The 16,797-nt window shown below is 69.9% G+C and carries 15 protein-coding genes; 6 read left to right on the forward strand and 9 right to left on the reverse strand.

Annotation, left to right across the window (positions count from 1 at the left end):
• Positions 1 to 90: 90 nt before the first annotated feature.
• Complete coding sequence (locus ACQEU1_RS11235) at positions 91 to 1,287, reverse strand: glycosyltransferase 87 family protein (RefSeq protein WP_433199074.1); 1,197 nt, start codon at positions 1,285 to 1,287, stop codon at positions 91 to 93.
• Positions 1,288 to 1,381: 94 nt separating this feature from the next.
• On the opposite strand from ACQEU1_RS11235, the gene ACQEU1_RS11240 reads away from it, so the two are divergent.
• On the forward strand, positions 1,382 to 2,266 hold the full coding sequence (locus ACQEU1_RS11240) for a trypsin-like serine peptidase (RefSeq protein ID WP_433199076.1): 885 nt from the start codon (positions 1,382 to 1,384) through the stop codon (positions 2,264 to 2,266).
• Between the two features lie 17 nt (positions 2,267 to 2,283).
• Positions 2,284 to 2,802: a DUF4232 domain-containing protein gene (locus tag ACQEU1_RS11245; protein ID WP_433199078.1), complete on the forward strand. Its 519-nt coding sequence runs from the start codon at positions 2,284 to 2,286 to the stop codon at positions 2,800 to 2,802.
• Here ACQEU1_RS11245 and ACQEU1_RS11250 read toward each other — a convergent pair.
• The gene (locus ACQEU1_RS11250; RefSeq protein ID WP_433199080.1) at positions 2,729 to 3,880 is read right to left on the reverse strand and encodes a glycosyltransferase 87 family protein; all 1,152 of its coding nucleotides are present in this window, start codon (positions 3,878 to 3,880) and stop codon (positions 2,729 to 2,731) included. The genes ACQEU1_RS11245 and ACQEU1_RS11250 overlap by 74 nt on opposite strands.
• 144 nt (positions 3,881 to 4,024) lie before the next feature.
• Between ACQEU1_RS11250 and ACQEU1_RS11255 the strand changes: the two genes are divergently transcribed.
• A complete protein-coding gene (locus tag ACQEU1_RS11255) occupies positions 4,025 to 6,367 on the forward strand; it encodes an ATP-binding protein (protein WP_433199082.1) in 2,343 nt (780 codons plus the stop codon).
• 14 nt (positions 6,368 to 6,381) lie between these two features.
• On the opposite strand, the gene ACQEU1_RS11260 is transcribed toward ACQEU1_RS11255, so the two are convergent.
• On the reverse strand, positions 6,382 to 7,449 hold the full coding sequence (locus tag ACQEU1_RS11260; protein WP_433199084.1) for a pentapeptide repeat-containing protein: 1,068 nt from the start codon (positions 7,447 to 7,449) through the stop codon (positions 6,382 to 6,384).
• A 69-nt stretch (positions 7,450 to 7,518) separates the two neighbouring features.
• Entirely contained in the window at positions 7,519 to 8,319 is an 801-nt protein-coding gene (locus tag ACQEU1_RS11265) for an MBL fold metallo-hydrolase (protein ID WP_433199087.1), read from the reverse strand.
• Positions 8,320 to 8,336: 17 nt separating this feature from the next.
• Between ACQEU1_RS11265 and ACQEU1_RS11270 the strand changes: the two genes are divergently transcribed.
• Positions 8,337 to 8,750 (forward strand): MerR family transcriptional regulator, encoded by a 414-nt coding sequence (locus tag ACQEU1_RS11270; protein WP_433199089.1) that lies wholly within the window; start codon positions 8,337 to 8,339, stop codon positions 8,748 to 8,750.
• A 48-nt stretch (positions 8,751 to 8,798) separates the two neighbouring features.
• Positions 8,799 to 9,704, forward strand: coding sequence for a MerR family transcriptional regulator (locus ACQEU1_RS11275; RefSeq protein ID WP_433199091.1), 906 nt, complete (start codon positions 8,799 to 8,801; stop codon positions 9,702 to 9,704).
• On the opposite strand, the gene ACQEU1_RS11280 is transcribed toward ACQEU1_RS11275, so the two are convergent.
• The 3 genes from ACQEU1_RS11280 to ACQEU1_RS11290 form a co-directional block, all read right to left on the reverse strand.
• Positions 9,691 to 11,925: a molybdopterin-dependent oxidoreductase gene (locus ACQEU1_RS11280; protein WP_433199093.1), complete on the reverse strand. Its 2,235-nt coding sequence runs from the start codon at positions 11,923 to 11,925 to the stop codon at positions 9,691 to 9,693. The two genes, ACQEU1_RS11275 and ACQEU1_RS11280, sit on opposite strands and share 14 nt — an antisense overlap.
• Positions 11,926 to 11,935: 10 nt before the next feature.
• Positions 11,936 to 12,514, reverse strand: a complete 579-nt coding sequence (locus ACQEU1_RS11285; RefSeq protein WP_433199095.1) for a TetR/AcrR family transcriptional regulator — start codon at positions 12,512 to 12,514, stop codon at positions 11,936 to 11,938.
• A gap of 70 nt (positions 12,515 to 12,584) precedes the next feature.
• Positions 12,585 to 13,157 carry a QsdR family transcriptional regulator gene (locus ACQEU1_RS11290; protein WP_433199097.1) on the reverse strand — a complete coding sequence of 191 codons (573 nt, stop codon included), beginning with the start codon at positions 13,155 to 13,157 and terminating at the stop codon, positions 12,585 to 12,587.
• A 63-nt stretch (positions 13,158 to 13,220) separates the two neighbouring features.
• Here ACQEU1_RS11290 and ACQEU1_RS11295 point away from each other — a divergent pair, with 63 nt between their 5' ends.
• Positions 13,221 to 14,150 (forward strand): DUF1295 domain-containing protein, encoded by a 930-nt coding sequence (locus ACQEU1_RS11295; RefSeq protein ID WP_433199099.1) that lies wholly within the window; start codon positions 13,221 to 13,223, stop codon positions 14,148 to 14,150.
• A 138-nt stretch (positions 14,151 to 14,288) separates the two neighbouring features.
• On the opposite strand, the gene ACQEU1_RS11300 is transcribed toward ACQEU1_RS11295, so the two are convergent.
• A complete protein-coding gene (locus ACQEU1_RS11300; protein WP_433199101.1) occupies positions 14,289 to 16,175 on the reverse strand; it encodes a DUF1996 domain-containing protein in 1,887 nt (628 codons plus the stop codon).
• A 150-nt stretch (positions 16,176 to 16,325) separates the two neighbouring features.
• On the reverse strand, positions 16,326 to 16,712 hold the full coding sequence (locus ACQEU1_RS11305) for a winged helix-turn-helix transcriptional regulator (protein WP_433199103.1): 387 nt from the start codon (positions 16,710 to 16,712) through the stop codon (positions 16,326 to 16,328).
• Between the last annotated feature and the right edge of the window lie 85 nt (positions 16,713 to 16,797).

Here is a 16,797-nt window from a genome sequence, read left to right on the forward strand (position 1 = left end):
GTTTCCCAGGTTGTCCCCGCGATGCACGTTCCTTGAGTCTTTTCCCACCGGCGAGATGCTATCCGAACACAGGAAGAAACCGCTTCGCCATCACTGCGGCGACGAATTGATTCCCGGCGGAGAAGAATTTTCCTGGCCGCTTGCAAATTCTCGTGGAACGCGACTCGATCCACTCAGCGCCAGCGTGACCAGGGCGAGCGCCGGGTAGACCCAGCCGAGCAGGGCGAGCGGCCACGGCCGGGGGATCTCCCAGATCGACGGCTGGAGGTTGATCAGGATCGTGATCACGTCCGACAGCACCGCGACCGCCCACACGCCAGCGAGCACGAAGTTCCGCCGCGCGTAGACCAGCCACAGCACCAGCGGGATCACCCACAGCCAGTGGTGGCTCCACGAGATCGGCGAGACCAGCAACCCGAAGAGCTGCACGGTGATCACCGCAGACAACGTGTCACCAGCGCGCACGGCGGTCCTTAAGGCGAACCCCGTCAGCACCGCCGACACCACCACCGCGACCAGCCACGGCCACGACGTCTCCACGTCGTACCCGAGCGACCGCGACAACGCCCCGCGCAACGACTGGTTGATCACCGAGCCGACCGGCCCGACCCGGTCCGCCGCGCCGAGCAGCTCGAACCAGTACTGCCAGGAGTTCCGCGCCGACACCAGGAAGCCGAGCGCCACCGTCAGCAGGAAGCCCGCGACCGACCACAGCGCGGCCTTCCACCGGCGCGTGACGAGGAAGTACAGCCCGGAGATCGCCGGCGTCAGCTTCATCCCGGCGGCCACCCCCACCCCGAGGCCCGCCACGGTCTGCCGGACCGCGAGCATCGCCGCGAACACACCGGCGACCAGCACGAGGTTGATCTGCCCGAAGTCGAGTGTCTTGCGCACCGGTTCGAACCACAACGTGATCGCCGTCCACAACAGAGCCCGGCGCCGCCACGTCTCGTCGAACCGGCCGTTGCTCAACACCTTCAGGGCGGTGCGCACGAGCCACCACAGGCACACCAGCGACAGCACCTGCCACACGGCGCGGGCGGCGATCCACGGCAGCGCGGACAGCGGCAGGAACGCCGCGGCGGCGAACGGCGGGTAGGTGAACGGTAGCGGGAAGTCCGCCGTGAACGGCATGTCGATCGAGTAGAGCTGGTCGGTCAGCACGTTCGGCGCGAGGGTCCAGTAGACCTTGAGGTCGATCATCCCCCAGTTCGCCGTCGCCGCGTAGGCGGCCAGCGACACCAGCAACACCAGCGGCGCGAACCTCAGCACGCGCTGTTCGATCACCAGGCTCCTCCTGAGGACGTACGTGGATCTCATCCTAAAAGCTGGTTTGAACAGGCCGGCGCAACGCCCTCGCGAACCACCACGTCCTCCGATCATGACCTGGAAAGCACTCAGCGCGTCCGGACTGGTCCTGTCGGCGGCCCTCATCGCGGCCCCGGCGCAGGCAGCGGAGGCGGGCCAGGTGGTGACGAGAGTGTCCGAACAGGACCGTGGGACCGCTCTCGCCCATTGGACCCCGGAACGGATGAAATCGGTCGGAGACGGCGAACTGCCACCCGCCGAGCAGATCTCGCAGCCGCACGACCAGGTGCCCGGCGTGGGCAGGTTGTTCATGACCACCTCCACCGGCCAGGACCACTCGTGCACCGCGACGGTCGTGCCCAGCGCCACCAGGGACGTCGTGTTCACGGCAGGGCACTGCGTCAACGGCGGCTTCGACCGCTGGGACAACCCGATCAAGATCCTGAACGTCGTGTTCGCGCCCGGTTATGACCACGGCGCGAAGAACGGGGTGTTCGCGGCGCGCGCGTTCGCGTGGTCCGGCACGTACACCGGGCCGACCAGCGGCCTGGACGACGACGCGGTCATCGCGCTCGACCCCGTGGACGGCAGGCACGTGCAGGACGTGGCGGGGTCGCAGGACGTGTCGTTCGACACGGTCGCGAGCCCGGTGGACACCACGATCTTGGGGTACCCGGTGTCACAGCTCGCGAGGGGTGAGGCGCTGCTGTCGTGCGTGCGGCCGGCCACGTTGAAGGTCAACTCCGTGATGAGCGCGTGGGAGACGGACTGCGACCTCGCCGGTGGCGCGAGCGGTGGCCCGTGGCTGCGCGGGTTCGACCCCGCGACCGGGAGGGGAACGATCTTCTCGGTCACCAGCCGGGGCAGCATGAACGGCGACCTGGTCACGACCGACCTGAGCGGAGCCGCGTTCTCCGAGGCCGTCGAGGCGCTGTACGTCAGCGCCGACGATCTCTGACGAGGGAAGGATTGACGATGAACAACAAGTACAAGTCGGCCTTGGGTGTCGGTGCGCTGCTCGCCGCGGCCGCACTGCCCCTGGTGGCCGGAGCCGCGTCGGCCAACCCGTCCGACCAGCCGTGCGACGTCGGCGACCTCGCCGTCTCGGTCACCAAGGACCCGCAGTCCTCCGCGGGCCAGGAGGCGTTCGTCATCCACTACGTCGCCGCCGGCGAGCACACGAACTGCAAGCTGCAGGGCGCGCCGTCGCACGTCACGTTCACCAAGGGCAGCGGTCATGGTGAGGGCGACGGCAGCGGCATCGAGGTCGTGCTCGACAACCCGAACGGCGGTGCGCCGCCGGTGAACGTCCAGCCGGGCAAGGCGGCCGAGTCGCGCATCCTCATGGCGTCGCAGGAGCCGGTGAGCTTCCAGCCCTCCGTGGTCAACCTGGACCTGCCCGCCGCCGACGGCCACACCGTCACGGTGTCGTGGCCGGACGGGCAGCCGCTGCGGGGCTCGTCGGTCGAGGTGACGGACGTGTCGCCTGCCTGAAAGCCAGGCCTCCCAACGTGATCGCGGTCAGCCACACGTAGGTGTCGAACTCGTGCAGCCGCGTCACGAACACGAGGAACACGGCGCCCGCGAGCCAGAAGTGGTGCCGCAGCAAGAGGAACACCAGCACGGGCACGCACCACACCCAGTGGTGCAGCCAGGAGACCGGTGACGCCAGCAGCCCGGCGGCCGCGATGACGAACAGCGCGACGAGGTCATCGCGGGTCCGCCGGGCCACCACCAGCGCCGTCACCACGGCGAGCCCCGCCAGCACCACCCACAGCAGGGTCTCGAAGCCAGGGGCGAGCCCGAACCCGCGCAGCACACCGCGAATCGACTGGTTCGTGGCCAGTGACATGTCGCCGATCCGGTCGGGGTTCAGCAGCGAGTGCAGCCAGTACTGCACCGAATCCGTTGGCGCGGCGAGGAATCCGACCGCCGCCAGGCCCAGGAACGTCGCCACGGACGTCCCGGCCGCCCGCCAGTCGCGGCGCATCAGGAAGTAGAGCACGAAGATCGCGGGCGTCAGCTTGACCGCCGCGGCCACGCCGATCAGCACCCCGCGCCACCGTCGATCCGTCACCAAAAGGACGTCGATCACGACCAGCGCCATGAGGTACAGGTTGATCTGCCCGTAGCCGTAGGTCATCCACACGGGGTCCAGCGCCAGCGCGCCGATCGGCGCGAGCAGCCCGGCCGTCCATTTGAGACGCGGGTTCACCTTCCCCGCCACCGCGACGCACACGGCCGTCAGCGCCACGAACCCGGACACGACCATCACCGGGAACAGCAGCCCGCTCGGCACGAAGCTCAGGATGCTGAACAGCACCGCCGCGGCGGGCGGGTACGTGAAGGGCAGCTGCGGGTCGAGCGGCGGCCCGGTGAACCCGGTGTAGAGCGATCTGCCCTCGAGCCAGGCGAGGCCGCCGAGCCGGTACACGTCGAGGTCGATCGGGTAGTGACCCGACCAGGTGAAAAGCAGCCACGCCAGCGCCGCACACCAGGCCGCACCAGCGAGAACGGGGAAGAATCCGCGCGGAACCAGAACGGTTTTCCGCGTCGACGACACGATTGACACCTATTCGAAATTAGCCACGACAACGCCGTCGCACCTTGTTGAACGACCGGCAGAACCACCGGCAGAAGTGCTCTTGCCAGCAACGACGGGCCGGGTCCGGCGTCATACAGTTCGAACAATGCGCAGTGACGAGGGGGGCGCGCAGTGGCTACGACGGCGTTCGGGGACTTTCTCCGCTTTTACCGGTCGCGTGTTCCGCTGACCCAGGAGGAACTGGCCGAACACACCGGACTGAGCACCCGCGCGATCAGCGACATGGAACGCGGCCGCACTCTCAGCCCCCAGTTCCGCACCGTGCAGCTCCTCGTCGACGGCCTGGGGCTGCGCGACGACGAGGCGGCCGAGTTCACCGCACTGGCCCGCGCCAGCCGGGTCGTCGCGGCTCAGGAACGCCCCGACACGCCGTTCGCGGTGGTCTCCTGCTCACTGCCGCCGGTGCTGCTCGACCTCACCGGCCGCGAGGACGAGAAGAAGCTGCTCACCGGGTTCGCCGCCGACGCAGCCTCGTCGTCGCGCCTGCAGATCGCCGTCGTGCACGGCGCGCCCGGCTCCGGCAAGACCGCGCTGGCCGTGGACGCGGGCCACCGCCTCGGCGCGCGGTTCGCGGACGGCTGCGTGTTCCTGGACCTGCGCGGCACCGATCCCGAACCGCTCACCCCGGACAAGGCGGCGCACCGCCTGCTGCGCTCGTTCGGCGTCGACGAACGCCAGATCCCCGCCGACCCGGACGACAAGCTCTCGCTCTACCGCTCACAACTGCGCGACCGGACCGTGCTGCTGGTCCTCGACAACGCGGCCAACGAGGCACAAGTGCGGCCGTTGCTGGCTTCCAGCCCCGGCACGCTGGTGCTGCTGACCAGCCGCCGCACGCTGACGGGTCTGGACGCCCGGCACCGCCTGCCGCTGGAGTTGTTGCCCCTCAACCACTCCGTGGCGCTGCTGCGCGCCGTCACCGGCCCTGACCGGCTGGACACCGAACCCCAGGCCGCCGAACGGGTCGCCGAACTCTGCGGGGGCATGCCGCTGGCGTTGCTCATCGCGGGCAACCGGCTGACGAGCAGACCACAGTGGACGATCAGCCACCTGGCCGAGCAGCTGGAGGACGAGGGCCGCCGGCTGTCCGTGCTGCGCGCGGGCGATCTCCAGGTGCGGGCGGCGTTCGAGCTCTCCTACCACCAGCTGAGCCCCGCCGCCGCGACGCTGTTCCGCAGGCTGGCGCTGATTCCCAGTCCGGACACAGGTGTTTCCTTGGCGTCCGTGCTCGTCGACGACGCCGAGGAGGCCCTGGAGGAACTCGCCGACGCGAGCCTGCTGGGCATCGGCGAGACCCCCGGCCGCTACACCCGCCACGACCTCCTGCACGTCTTCGCCTCCGAACGGCTGGAGCTGGACGACACCCCGGACACCGTCCGCAGGACCAGGACCCGGCTGCGCCACTGGCTCCTGGACGTGGCCACGGGAGCGGCGCGCTTCTTCGACCACGACATCCCGGCCGAACGCGCGGGCCCCGTGCACGACAAGGACTCCGCCGCGCGGTGGCTCGACCGCGAGCTCGACAACTGGCGCGAGGCACTGCGCGAGGCCGCCACCGCAGGCGAGCACGACCGCGTTCTCGCGCTGGCACAGGCGATGCACTGGTACTCGGACATGCACGGCGTCGGCGAACTGTGGCGCGAGGTGTTCGCGGCAGGAGCCCACGCGGCACAGCAACTGCACCACCCCGAAAACGCCGCCGAACAGCTGAACTACCTCTCCTGGGCGCTCTACGCGTTGTGCGGCCGCCCCCAGGAGGCCCTGACCGTGCACGAGCAGGCCGCGGCGATCCCCGTCGGCACCCTCACCGAGGCCTGGACCAACTACTACGGCTCAGCGATCCGGCGCAGAGTCGGCCAGCCGGTCGAGGCCGTCCACCTGGGCCGCAGATCCGTGGACCTCTTCGCGCAGGCCCGCTACCCGATCGGTGAGAACCTGGCGTTGTCGTTGCTGGGCCTGATGTTGCACACCGCGGGCGACCTCGGCGAGGCAGTAGCGGTGCAGCAACGCGCCGTGGCACAGCACCGCGCGGCGTCCGGCGACGACGAGCTCCTGTCGATGATGCTGATCAGACTCGCCACCACCAGGGCCGCCGCCGGCGAGGTGGCCGCCGCCCTGAGCCTCCTCGACGAGGCGGAGTCGTTGTTCCGCAAGCACTCCAACACCGCCGGAACCGCCCGCGTGCAGCACAACCGGGGCGTCGTGCTGATGGACGCGGGCCGGTTTCCTGAAGCACGCCACCAACTCCTGGCGGCACTGGGCGAGGCACGCCTGTCCGACCACCGCGTGGAGATCATGGCGCGCCTGGCCGACCTCGCCGACGCAGCGGGAGAACCGGCCCAGGCGAGAGAATTTCGCGTGCGCGCCCTGGCCGAATGCGACCGCTACGACACGCCCTCGGTCCGCGTGACGGCCGCGGCACTGGTGACCGCGCTGGGTCCGCGAAGCAGGTGACCCCTCGGGTCGTCTCACCACCAGGCGCCGACCGTCGAGGAGTCCTTCTTCGCACTGCCCTGCCTGGTGTCGGCGTTGTGCAGGGCGCCGGTGAGATCGGCGCCGGAGAAGTCGGCGTAGCCAAGGTCCGCCGACCTGAGGTCCACCCCGGTCATGGTCGAGCCGGAGAAGTCCGCACCGCCCAGCTCGGCGCTGTCGAGCTGGGCTCGGGTGAGGTCCGCGTCCTCGAAGAAGACGAAACCGTCGGTCAGATCGGCTCCGTACAGGGACGCGTCGACCAGGGTGGCGTTGGACAGCGTGGTGAGCCCGAAGCGTGTGCGGTTCAGGTTCGCCGCGGTGAGATCCGCGCCGAGCAGCGACATGCCGGTCAGGTCGCCGTTCACCACCCGCACGTCCCGCAGGCACACCTCGCGCAGGTCGATCACCATGCGCTCGGGATCGCGGCCGACGTCGCGGCGGGTCAGCACCGTGAAGGCGGCCGTCACGTCCGCCGGCGTCGGCGGGCACGCCTCGCCTTTGACGCGCCGGCTGCTGGAGCGGACGAACGCGGACAGCACCTCGACCATCGTCGCCTGATCCCGTGGTGAGTCGACCGCGATCCGTTCCAGGGCGTAGATCCCGCCGAGCCGCCGGTGCACGTTCGCGGGGCCCTCCGAGCCCAGCTGGTCGACGGCGCGGGTGAACCGGTCGGTGAGCTGTCCCTGCCGTGCCACGTCGATCTGGTCCCTGGTGGCCGCCAGCGAGAGCGCGGTGAACACCAGCGCGCCGATCGCGGTGATCGTGGTGACCACCCCGCCGATCCGGGACCAGCGGCCCTCAGGTCCGGCCGCCGGGCCGGCCGGGTGACGCCGGGTGCGCGACCAGAGGACAACGGCAGTCGCCAGAGCCACGCCTGCCGTCGCCGCGGGCCACCACCGGGCCACGAACGCCCAGGATGGCACCGCGTCCAGCGCAACCAGTTGCCACCCGGCTCCGGCGGTTGCCAGCACCACCAGGCCGGCCGCCACCAGGCGGAGCCGTCGCCGGTTCCGAACGCCGCGCTCCTGGCTCTGCAGTGCGTCGCGCAGAAGAGTCTCGTCCACACCATGTACTCGCTTCGGCACGGCGCGACGTAACCGGCGAACGCGCAGCGACTGCAAGAACCCACCGGGCTAGAGGGCGTTCTTCAGCCTGGCGAACTCCCACGGGTCGTGGGCGCTGAAGAGCGTGACCTCGGCCGCGTGGTCGCGCGCGAGAGTCCGGAGCGCTGACTGCGTGCCGACCCGGTCGCCGTGGTCGACTTCGGACCCGGTCTGCACGACGTCGAGCACGGGGTGCGGTTCGGGGTTCTCGTCGAGTTCCCGGTGGTAGTAGTAGGCATCCCCGCAGTGCAGGAACCACCTGTCGCCGTCGTGCACCGCCACGCCGGTGTGACCCGCGCTGTGGCCGGCCAGCGGCACCAGCTTGAAGGCCTCGGACAGGCCTTTGGGCTGGATGGCGTCGAGCCCGAACCACCGGTCGTTCGCGGCCTCGTAGGTCGTCCACTGTGGACCGTGTGCCCAATGGGCCGGGCGGTAGCGGCGGCTCGGGGCCTCGCGCAGCGCCGCGTCCAGCTCCGCCGCCAGGACGTGGACGGCGGCTTCGGGGAAGTCGGGCAGTCCTCCGCAGTGGTCCACGTCCAGGTGCGTGACGATGACGTGCCGGACGTCCGCGGGCGCGAAACCCAGGCCTTCGACCTGGCGCACGGCGGTCTCCTCGGCTGCCAGCGCCGGTTCGACCATCGCCACCCAGCCGTCGTCGAGCGAGCCCGACGGGTCGCGGACGTCGTCGAGGCCCAGTCCGGTCTCCACGAGGACGAGACCGTCGTCCGTCTCGGCCAGCAGGCAGTGGTTCACGACGGGCGCGGTGGGCAGGCCGTGGCGGGTGGGCGCGATCGGGCGCATCGAGCCGCAGTTCAGGTGGTGGAGTCGCATGGCGGTGATCGTGCGACTTGAAACGCGGTTCAAGTCAAGCCGCTAGGGTCGGCACCGCGCTGGACATCGCCGAGGTAGCGGAGAAGTCGGGGCTGGCACCGTCCGCCCTGCGGTTCTACGAGAAGAAGGGCCTGCTCGCTTCCAGCGGCCGCAACGGGTTGCGCCGCACCTACGACCCCGAGGTGCTCTCCCGGCTGACGATGATCACCTGCGCCCGCCGGGCCGGGTTCACCATCGCGGAGATCAGCCGGTTCCTGGTCGCCACGCCGGGAGACGAGGCCGCCCGTGCCGGCATGGCCGCGAAGGCCCGGTTGCTCGACGAGGACATCGCCCGCCTGCAACGGATGCGCGCGAGCCTCGACCACGCGGCGACCTGCACCCACGAACCGCTGGTCGACTGCCCCGATTTCAAGCGCGCGCTCGCCCCCTGAAAGTTCTCGCTTGACCTTCCAGCGGCTGCAACGTTGAGGATTGCTCTCATGGACGAACGCACCGGCCTCCTCACCATCGGCGAGCTCGCGCGCCGCACGGGTCTGCCCGCGCGGACGCTGCGGTTCTGGTCGAACGAGGGGGTCATCGCGCCGGCCGGTCGCTCAGCCGGCGGTTACCGGCTGTTCGACGCCGCCGGGGTGGCGCGGGTCGAGCTCATCCGCACGTTGCGGGAGCTGGGTCTCGGGCTCGACGACGTGCGCCGGGTGCTCGACCGCGAGGACACGGTCGCCGACGTCGCCGTGGCGCACGTGGCCGCGATCGACGCGCAGATCCGCGCCCTCAAGGTGAGCCGTGCCGTTCTGTCCACTGTGGCGCACCGTGGATCGACGCTGGAGGAGACCGCACTGATGAACAGGTTGGCACGGCTGTCGGCCGCCGAGCGGGCGCAGATCATCGACGAGTTCAAGGCGGAGGTGTTCGGCAGGCTCGACGTCGAGCCCGCGTTGCGCGAACGGGTGCAGGCCCTGCGCATCGACCTGCCAGAGGACCCCACCCCCGACCAGGTCGATGCCTGGATCGAGCTGGCGGAACTGCTGCAGGACCCGGACTTCCGCACCCGGCTGGGCACGTTCCTCGAGCTCAACACACCCACTCCCGAGCAGAAGAAGCCGCCAGGCGCGAACATCTGGTGGGCTCGGCAGGTCGTGAACACCGTGGCGCAGGCCAGGCAGGAGGGCGTCGAGCCCGACAGCGCGGCCGCCGCGGAGCTGATCAGCACCACGTTCGGCGGCACCGACCTCTCCGCGGTGCTGGCCTCGCTGCGGGCCGGGATCGACGCGCGCGCGGAACGCTATCGCGTGCTCGTCGGTCGCGTGCAGGGCCGTCAGGGCGCGCCGGACTCCACTGTGGACCTGTGCTGGCTGGCCACGGCGTTGGAGGTCAAGCTGTCGTGAGCCGTTCGAGCCGCGCCGGCACGTGCTTGTGCCACGGCGTGCCCGCCCACTCGTCGCGGTCCTCGGCGGCGGTGAGCTCGTTGGGCGCGACGCCCGTGCGCTCGTTCACCGTGAGGCCGAGGCCGTTGGGGAGCGAGATGTGACCGGTGCGCATGGTGTCCGTCGTGTCCACCGCCACCTCCGCGCTGCCGCGGCGGGTGGTGAGCCGGACCCGGTCGCCGGTCGTGACGCCCAGCCGGGTCGCGTCGGCGACGCTCATCCGCAGGCGGCCCTCCTGGTCGCGGCGCCGCCAGCTCGGGTCCCGCATGATCGTGTTGGCGGTGAAGGCCCGGCGTTCGCCCGCGGAGAGCACGAACGGCCAGTCCGGATCCTGGTGCGGCACAGGCCGTTCGCTCAGCGCGGCCACGGCGGCGAGCAGTTCCGGCACGTCGAGGTGGACGCGGTCGCCGGAGATCCGCCCCCACGACGCGTCGTACTCGTCGTCGGTGATGTGCACGCCGTGCGCGCCGTCGACGATCGCCTCGAAGAGCCGCTCCCCCGCCTCCAGCCCCGTGCCGTACCCGGCCTTCTCGACGCCGGCCGGGTTCTTGCGGGCGCAGTCGTGCGCGGCCATCCACAGCACCGCGGCCGCCGAGGCGTCGTGCGGCAACGTCGGGCCGAGCGTGCGGTACAGCAGGACGGACGCGAACCGCCGCTTCGCCGGGTCCGCGAGCACGCCGAGGAACGCCTGGGCGAACTGCGCGCGCCCGGCCGCCGCGGCCGCGCGCAGAGGTGCGTAGTCGGCCTCGGTGAGCGCGCCGGACGCCTCCACCAGCCGCGCGTGGATCTCCGGCTCGCCCAGGACGCCCTCCGGCGCGGCCACCACCGGGTGCCGCAGGTGGAAGACGTTGCGCGGGAAGTCGAAGTTGAAGAACGTGGCCTCGAACTTCTCGAACTGCGTCGGCGCGGGCAGCACGTAATCGGCCAGCCGCGCGGTCTCGGTCATCGCGACGTCGATGACGACCACGAGCTCCAGCGCGGCGAGCGCCTCCCGCATACGCGCCGAGTCGGCCAGCGAGTGCGCGGGGTTCGCGCTCTCGACCAGCATCGCCCGGTAGCGCTTCGGGTGGTCGGTGAGGATCTCCTCGGCGATCACGTTGCACGGCACCAGCCCGGTGATGATCCGCGCCCCCGCGACCGGGCTGCGCGGCCCCTCGTCCCCGGCGTGCCCGCGGTCGCGCCCGATCGGCACCAGGCTGGACGGCACGTACTGGGCGCCGCGCTTGCCGAAGTTGCCGGTGAGCAGCCAGATCAGCTTCTCGACGTAGCTCACCAGCGTGGAGTCGCGGTTCATCTGGACCCCGAGGTCCTCGAACACGGCCACGGAGTCCGCGGCGGCGATCCGCGCGGCCACCGCCCGCACCAGCGCCTCGTCGACGTCCGCGACAGCGCAGTACTCCCCCACCGGCACCTGCCGCAGCACCGCGGTGACGGCGTCGAGGCCGTCGGCGTGCGCGGCGAGCCAGTCGGCGGCGACGAGGTCCTCCTGCACCAGCACCGCGGCCAGCGCGGTGAGCAGGTAGAGGTCGGTGCCGGGCCGGACCTGCAGGTGGAAGTCCGCGAGCTCCGCCGTCTCCGTGCGCACCGGGTCGATCACGACCAACGCCCGCGCGGGGTCCTTCCCGATCTCCTTCAGCACCGACCGGGCGCGCGGAAACCCGTGCGACTGGTAGGGGTTCTTGCCCACGAACAGCGCGACCTCGCAGTGCTCGAAGTCCGCGCGGGTCATGTTGCCGAGCATGCGCGCGCTCACCCAGAACTCGCCGGTCTTCTCCTGCGCGAGCGCCGAAGACCGGTACCTGGCCCCGAACGCGGCGAGCGTGGCGGGCGAGTACGCGCCACCGAGGTGGTTCCCCTGCCCACCGCCGCCGTAGTAGAAGATCGTCTCCCCGCCGAACGCGTCGCGCACCTCGCCCAGCCGGGCGGCGATCTCGCTGATCGCGGTGTCCCAGTCGATCTCCTCGAACCCACCGTCGTCCCGCCGCCGCAACGGCCGCGTGATCCGCCCGGTGTTCCCGTTCTGGTGCAGGTCGAGCCGCAACGCCTTGTTGCACGTGTACCCGGCGGACGCGGGGTGGAGCTTGTCGCCGCGGATCTTGTCGAACGACCGCCCGTCCTCACCGACGAGGATCTCGATCCCGCAGTTGCACTCGCAGAGAATGCAGGCGCTGGCTTTCCACACGTCGGGGCTCCTAGTCTCGTCGCTCCAGCAGTGGCCCGATCTCGGCGAGCACGTCGTCGAGCGGCCCCAGGTCACGTTGCGCGCGGCACAGGATGATCGCGCCCTCCACAGCGGACACGACCACGGTCGCCAGCCGCTGCGCACGCCCACCGGCAAACCCGTTGGCGGACAACGCCTCCGCGATCCCGTCCTGCCACCGCACGAAGATCTCCCGCACCACGTCCGCGGCCTCGGGCACGATGTCACGGCTGTCCATGGCCATCGCGGCCGCAGGACACCCCGCCCGGTAGTCGGTCTTGACCAACGACCGCTTCCAGAAGGCGACCAGCCGTTCCAGCATCACCCGGACGTCGCCCTCGGCGGCCGACTCGCGCACCATCGCGCTGATGTAGTCCCCGGCCTGGCGGACCGCGCACTGCACCATCTCGTTCCGGCCGCCGGGGAAGTGGTGGTAGACGGACCCGCGCGGCGCACCGCTGTGCGCCAGCACCGCGTCGACCGTGACACCTGCGGCACCGCGTTCGCGCAACAGCTGCACCGCGCTGTCCAGCATGCGCTGCTTGGTGCCCCGCCTGCCCGGCTCGCCCATCACACCTCCCGGATTCAGGAGTATGGCAGAGACCATAGTCGGCCGCCAGCAGTGCTGACGTGCGGGAACCTCAGCCGAGGAGCTTGCGGATGATCTCGGTGGCGGTGTCGATGTCCGGCGGCGCCCCGGTGATGACGTCGGAGTAGCAGAACGACTCGGCGAGCCGCACCACGGCGTACGCCAGCTTGGTCACCGGGATCTCCGCCACCTCACCGCGTTCGGCACGGATGAGGCCCGCCAGCCCGTTCACGAGCCGGTGCTGCACCACCCCCTGCTGCGAGGTCAGCACCCGCAACGCGGTCTCCGGGTCGCGTTCGAGCAGCACCCGCAACGCCGACGACGCCACCGTGTCGCGCATCGCCTGGTCCAGCACCGAGACCACCCGCGCCATGCCCCGTTCCGCACTGGCCCGCCACAGCCGCGCCCACGCCCGGTGCGTGATGGCCCACAACACCTCGCCGAGAACGCGGTCGCGGTCGCCGAACCGCCGGTAGAGCGTGGCCCGGCCGATGCCCGCCGACACCGCGAGCTCGCCCATGTCGATGCGGCTCTCCCGCAGGAACTGCCGCAGCGCGTGCGCGATGACCGGATCCACCTCGGGCTCGGTGGTCAGGTCCACGTTGGCCACCGCGTGAGACACCATGTATAAAGTGTCTCATCTGAGACATTGCACCACAATGTCTCACCCCGAGCCGAGGAGGACCGCGTGCCAAGGCTGTCGAGCATGCTCCCGTTCGCGTTGGTCGGAGTCGCGTTGCTGCTGGCGCCGGCCACCAACGGCTACGCCGGGTGGAACCTGCTCGTCCAGGTCGTGCTGTTCACACTGGCCGCGGCGATCCCCGGCTACCTCACCCGCCACGTGTCGTACGTCGACGTGGCCTGGCCGTGGGGTCTGGTGGGCATCGGCGTCGTCACCCTGGTCACGGCGGACAGACTCACCGCGGTGACGGCCGCGATCGCGATCGCCTACCTCGCCATGGGACTGCGGATGGGGCTGTGGAGCATCGCGCTGACGATGAAGCACGGCTGGTGGAAACCCGGCGCGCCCAAGGTGGAACTGCCCCGCTACCAGTACCAGCGGCGGCGCTGGGAGCGGCAGGGATTCCACAACGAGACGTGGTCGGTCCAGTACGAGATCTGGTTGCAGGGCCTGGCGAACGCCTCGGTGCTGGCCGTCCCCGCGTTCCTCGTGGCGGGCGACGCGGGACGACCGCTGTCGTTCTGGTCCGTCCTGGCACTCGCCCTGTGGGTCGCGTCGTACGTCCTGGAGTCGGTGGCGGACAGGCAGAAGCAGCAGTTCGCGGCCCGCGGCTCGCGCGGCACCTGCGACACCGGGCTGTGGCGCTACAGCAGGCACCCGAACTACTTCTTCCAGTGGATGCAGTGGAACGCCCTGGTGCTGCTCGCACTGCCCTCGCTGCTGAGCCTGTTCAGCGACACCGCGCTGCCGGTGTGGGTGGTGCTGGCACTGGGTCTGTTCCTCGCGTCGTGGACGTTGTACGTCACGCTCACCAAGCACACCGGCGCCCGTCCGGCCGAGTACTACAGCGTGCGCAAGCGTCCTGACTACGCGCGCTACCAGGCCACCACCAACATGTTCTTCCCCGGACCCGTGAAGACCCAGCGCGACAAGTGACCGGAGAGTCGCCGCGGAACGACACCGCGCCCGTTGTCCGCGCGGCTCCGGCAAGAACCCGGCCCCGGCAACGCGAAGGGGGAGCCTTCTCGGACTTGAGGTCCGGGAAGGCTCCCCGCGTGTCGGGTCAGGCTTCGGTCATTCCTTGCACTTGCGGCCCTCGTTCACGCACTTCACGATCTTGGCCATCGTCTGCTCGGAGTTGACGTTGGCGAAGTCGTTGTGGTCGGAGAACGGGTTGTGCTCCTCCTCCGGGAACGCGTCCAGCTGGTATTGGCCCTTCTGCTGGACGTCGCGGCCGATGTTGTAGGAGATGCTGATCCGCAGCTGCGGGATCGCCTTGAAGCCCTGCGGGCAGGCTCCGGTCTGCTTGTCGGCGAAGCGGACGTGGTCGCGGTGGTTGGCGCTGTCGGCGTTCTGGCCGTCCCAGCAACCCGCGAAGTCGTGCACTCGCATGACCTTGCTGCCGTTGGGGCAGATCACGTACTTGTCCGACAGGCGGTTCTCGAAGCCGCTGCAGGTCCACGTCGCGCGGGCGTTGGCCGGGCCGCGGCTGGTGGGCTTGGCGTCACCGGTGACCATCTTGAGGAACAGCGGCATGCCGGTGACCTTGCTGGTCGCGTTGCCGCGGTACTCGAGCTTCACCTCGGCGGGGCGGACGATCTTGCCGTTGTTGCCGACCAGTTCGAGGTTCTTGCCGGTGGGGGCGGCCAGCGGCGGGGCCGGCGGGGCGGTGGTGGTGGCCGGAGGCGCGGTGGTGGTCGTCGCACCACCGTTGTTGTTGCCCCCGTTGTTGTTACCGCCGTTGTTGTTGCCGCCGTTGTTGCCGCCGTTGTTGTTGCCGTTGCCGTTGTTCTCGTTGCCGCCGTTGTTGTTCTCGCCGGCGTTGCCCTCGTCCTCGTTGAGGCCGCACTTCGCGAGCTGGTCGAGGTTCTTCGGCTTCTCGGCGTTGCGGCCGATCGCGATCGCGATCCGGTCCAGCGTCGCGGCCCGCTTGTCCTTCAGCGGCCCGAGAATCGCGTTGTCGATGAAGTTCGCGCCACCCTGGCCCTTGGACTTGACCAGGCGCTGGTTGGCTTCGGCGATCTGCTTGTCCAGCTGGTTGAGGTTGTTGTCGACCTCGTCCAGGGCCTCGTCCGGCACACCGGGCAGCGCCTCACGTGCCGACGGGCACTTGATGGTCGGCGTCGCGGCGTCCTGCAGGTCCTGCTTCGGGTCGTTGTTCTGCTCGGCCTGCTGGAAGATGCCTTCCGCGGCGAACTTCTTCGGCTTCGAGTGTCCACTGTGGCCACCGCCGCCACCGTGGTTGCCGTGGCCCCAGCGCAGGTCGCAGTCGGCCAGCGGCTTCAGGTTCGGCTTGCGGCCCTGGCGGGCCAGGGCGTTCGCCATGGCGTCGAGGGTGGCGGCACGCTTGGCGCGCAACGGACCCAGGACGGTGTTGTTCACGAAGTTCGGGTCGGCCGGGTTCTGGGCCTTGGCCACGCGGTCGTTGGCCTCGCGGAGCTGCTGGGCGAGCTGCTGAAGACTGCGGATCATCTGGTCGCGCAGGCGCTGCGGCACGGCGGGCAGCCGGGTCGCGACACCGGGGCAGGCGACCTCGCCCGGTCCCATGTCCTTGATCTTGTCCGGGTTCGAGCCGACGTTCTGCGGGTTGGCGGCGGGGTTGATCCGCACGACCGGCCAGAAGTACGACGACCTGTCCCCGTTGCGGCAGCTGGTTTCCGCGTCGAGCAGGCTCTCGTCGGTCGACTCGGCGCTGATCCCCTGGTTGCCCACGAAGTCGTGGACGTGCTGGGCGCCGTGCTTCAGACCTGGCTGGGCGACCGGGTTGTCGGCGCTGAACTTGCCTTCTTCGTTGGTGCCGCAGTCGACTCTGAACACACCACTGGTGCCGTCCTTGCCGACCTTGGGCTCGACGACGTTCTGCGCCACCTTCTCGATGGGCACGAACGCGCTGAGCGGCGCAGGCTCGCCGTTCTTCGCGGCGAAAGCGTACGTCGCGGTGCCCGCAGCGACCACGGCCACCGCGGACAACGATGCGATCAGGCGAAACTTCCGTCTGTCCGTCACGCGGTGCGTCATACGGACTCCTCGTTCAAGCGGCGCATGACCGGGAGTACGTACAGCCAGGTTCATCGGCTCAATCAAATTGTTACCGGGACAACTTGCGTCCGATCAGCCGAGCGCGCCTTCCTGCTGTCGCAGCAGGTTCTCGTCGTAGGCGCGCTGGCAGTCCTGGATCCGCGCGCTGTGCTCGACGGTCCAGCCGTAGAGGTGGCAGAACGGCTCCCGCAACGACTCCCCCATGGGGGTGAGGGAGTACACGACGCCGACCGGGGAGGTCGGCAGGACCGTGCGGACGATCATGCCGTTGCGCTCCAGGCGGCGCAGGGTCTGCGTCAGCACCCGCTGCGTCACCCCGTCGAGACGGCGCTTCAACTCGTTGAAGCGAGTCGGTTTCTCCAACACCGCCATGGCCATCATCGACCACTTGTCGGCGATCTGGTCCAGGATCGGCCGGCTCGGGCAGTCGGCGCTGAAGACGACGTCGGGCTCAGCCACGGTGGTGTCCTCCAGCATCCCTGGTGTTCCTGAAGTGCGTTCTTGACGAGGTTAGCACCGCATTTGACCCTAGGTATGCGTTGAA

Origin of the sequence: Lentzea sp. CA-135723, assembly GCF_050936595.1 — a bacterium.
Taxonomy (GTDB): domain Bacteria; phylum Actinomycetota; class Actinomycetes; order Mycobacteriales; family Pseudonocardiaceae; genus Lentzea.

Excerpts from the sequence above, each read along its gene's own strand:
- ACQEU1_RS11240 (WP_433199076.1), top strand. The coding sequence starts at position 1,382 with ATGACCTGGAAAGCACTCAGCGCGTCCGGACTGGTCCTGTCGGCGGCC.
- ACQEU1_RS11285 (WP_433199095.1), bottom strand. The coding sequence starts at position 12,514 with ATGGGCGAGCCGGGCAGGCGGGGCACCAAGCAGCGCATGCTGGACAGC.
- ACQEU1_RS11245 (WP_433199078.1), top strand. The coding sequence starts at position 2,284 with ATGAACAACAAGTACAAGTCGGCCTTGGGTGTCGGTGCGCTGCTCGCC.
- ACQEU1_RS11275 (WP_433199091.1), top strand. The coding sequence starts at position 8,799 with ATGGACGAACGCACCGGCCTCCTCACCATCGGCGAGCTCGCGCGCCGC.
- ACQEU1_RS11290 (WP_433199097.1), bottom strand. The coding sequence starts at position 13,157 with ATGGTGTCTCACGCGGTGGCCAACGTGGACCTGACCACCGAGCCCGAG.
- ACQEU1_RS11265 (WP_433199087.1), bottom strand. The coding sequence starts at position 8,319 with ATGCGACTCCACCACCTGAACTGCGGCTCGATGCGCCCGATCGCGCCC.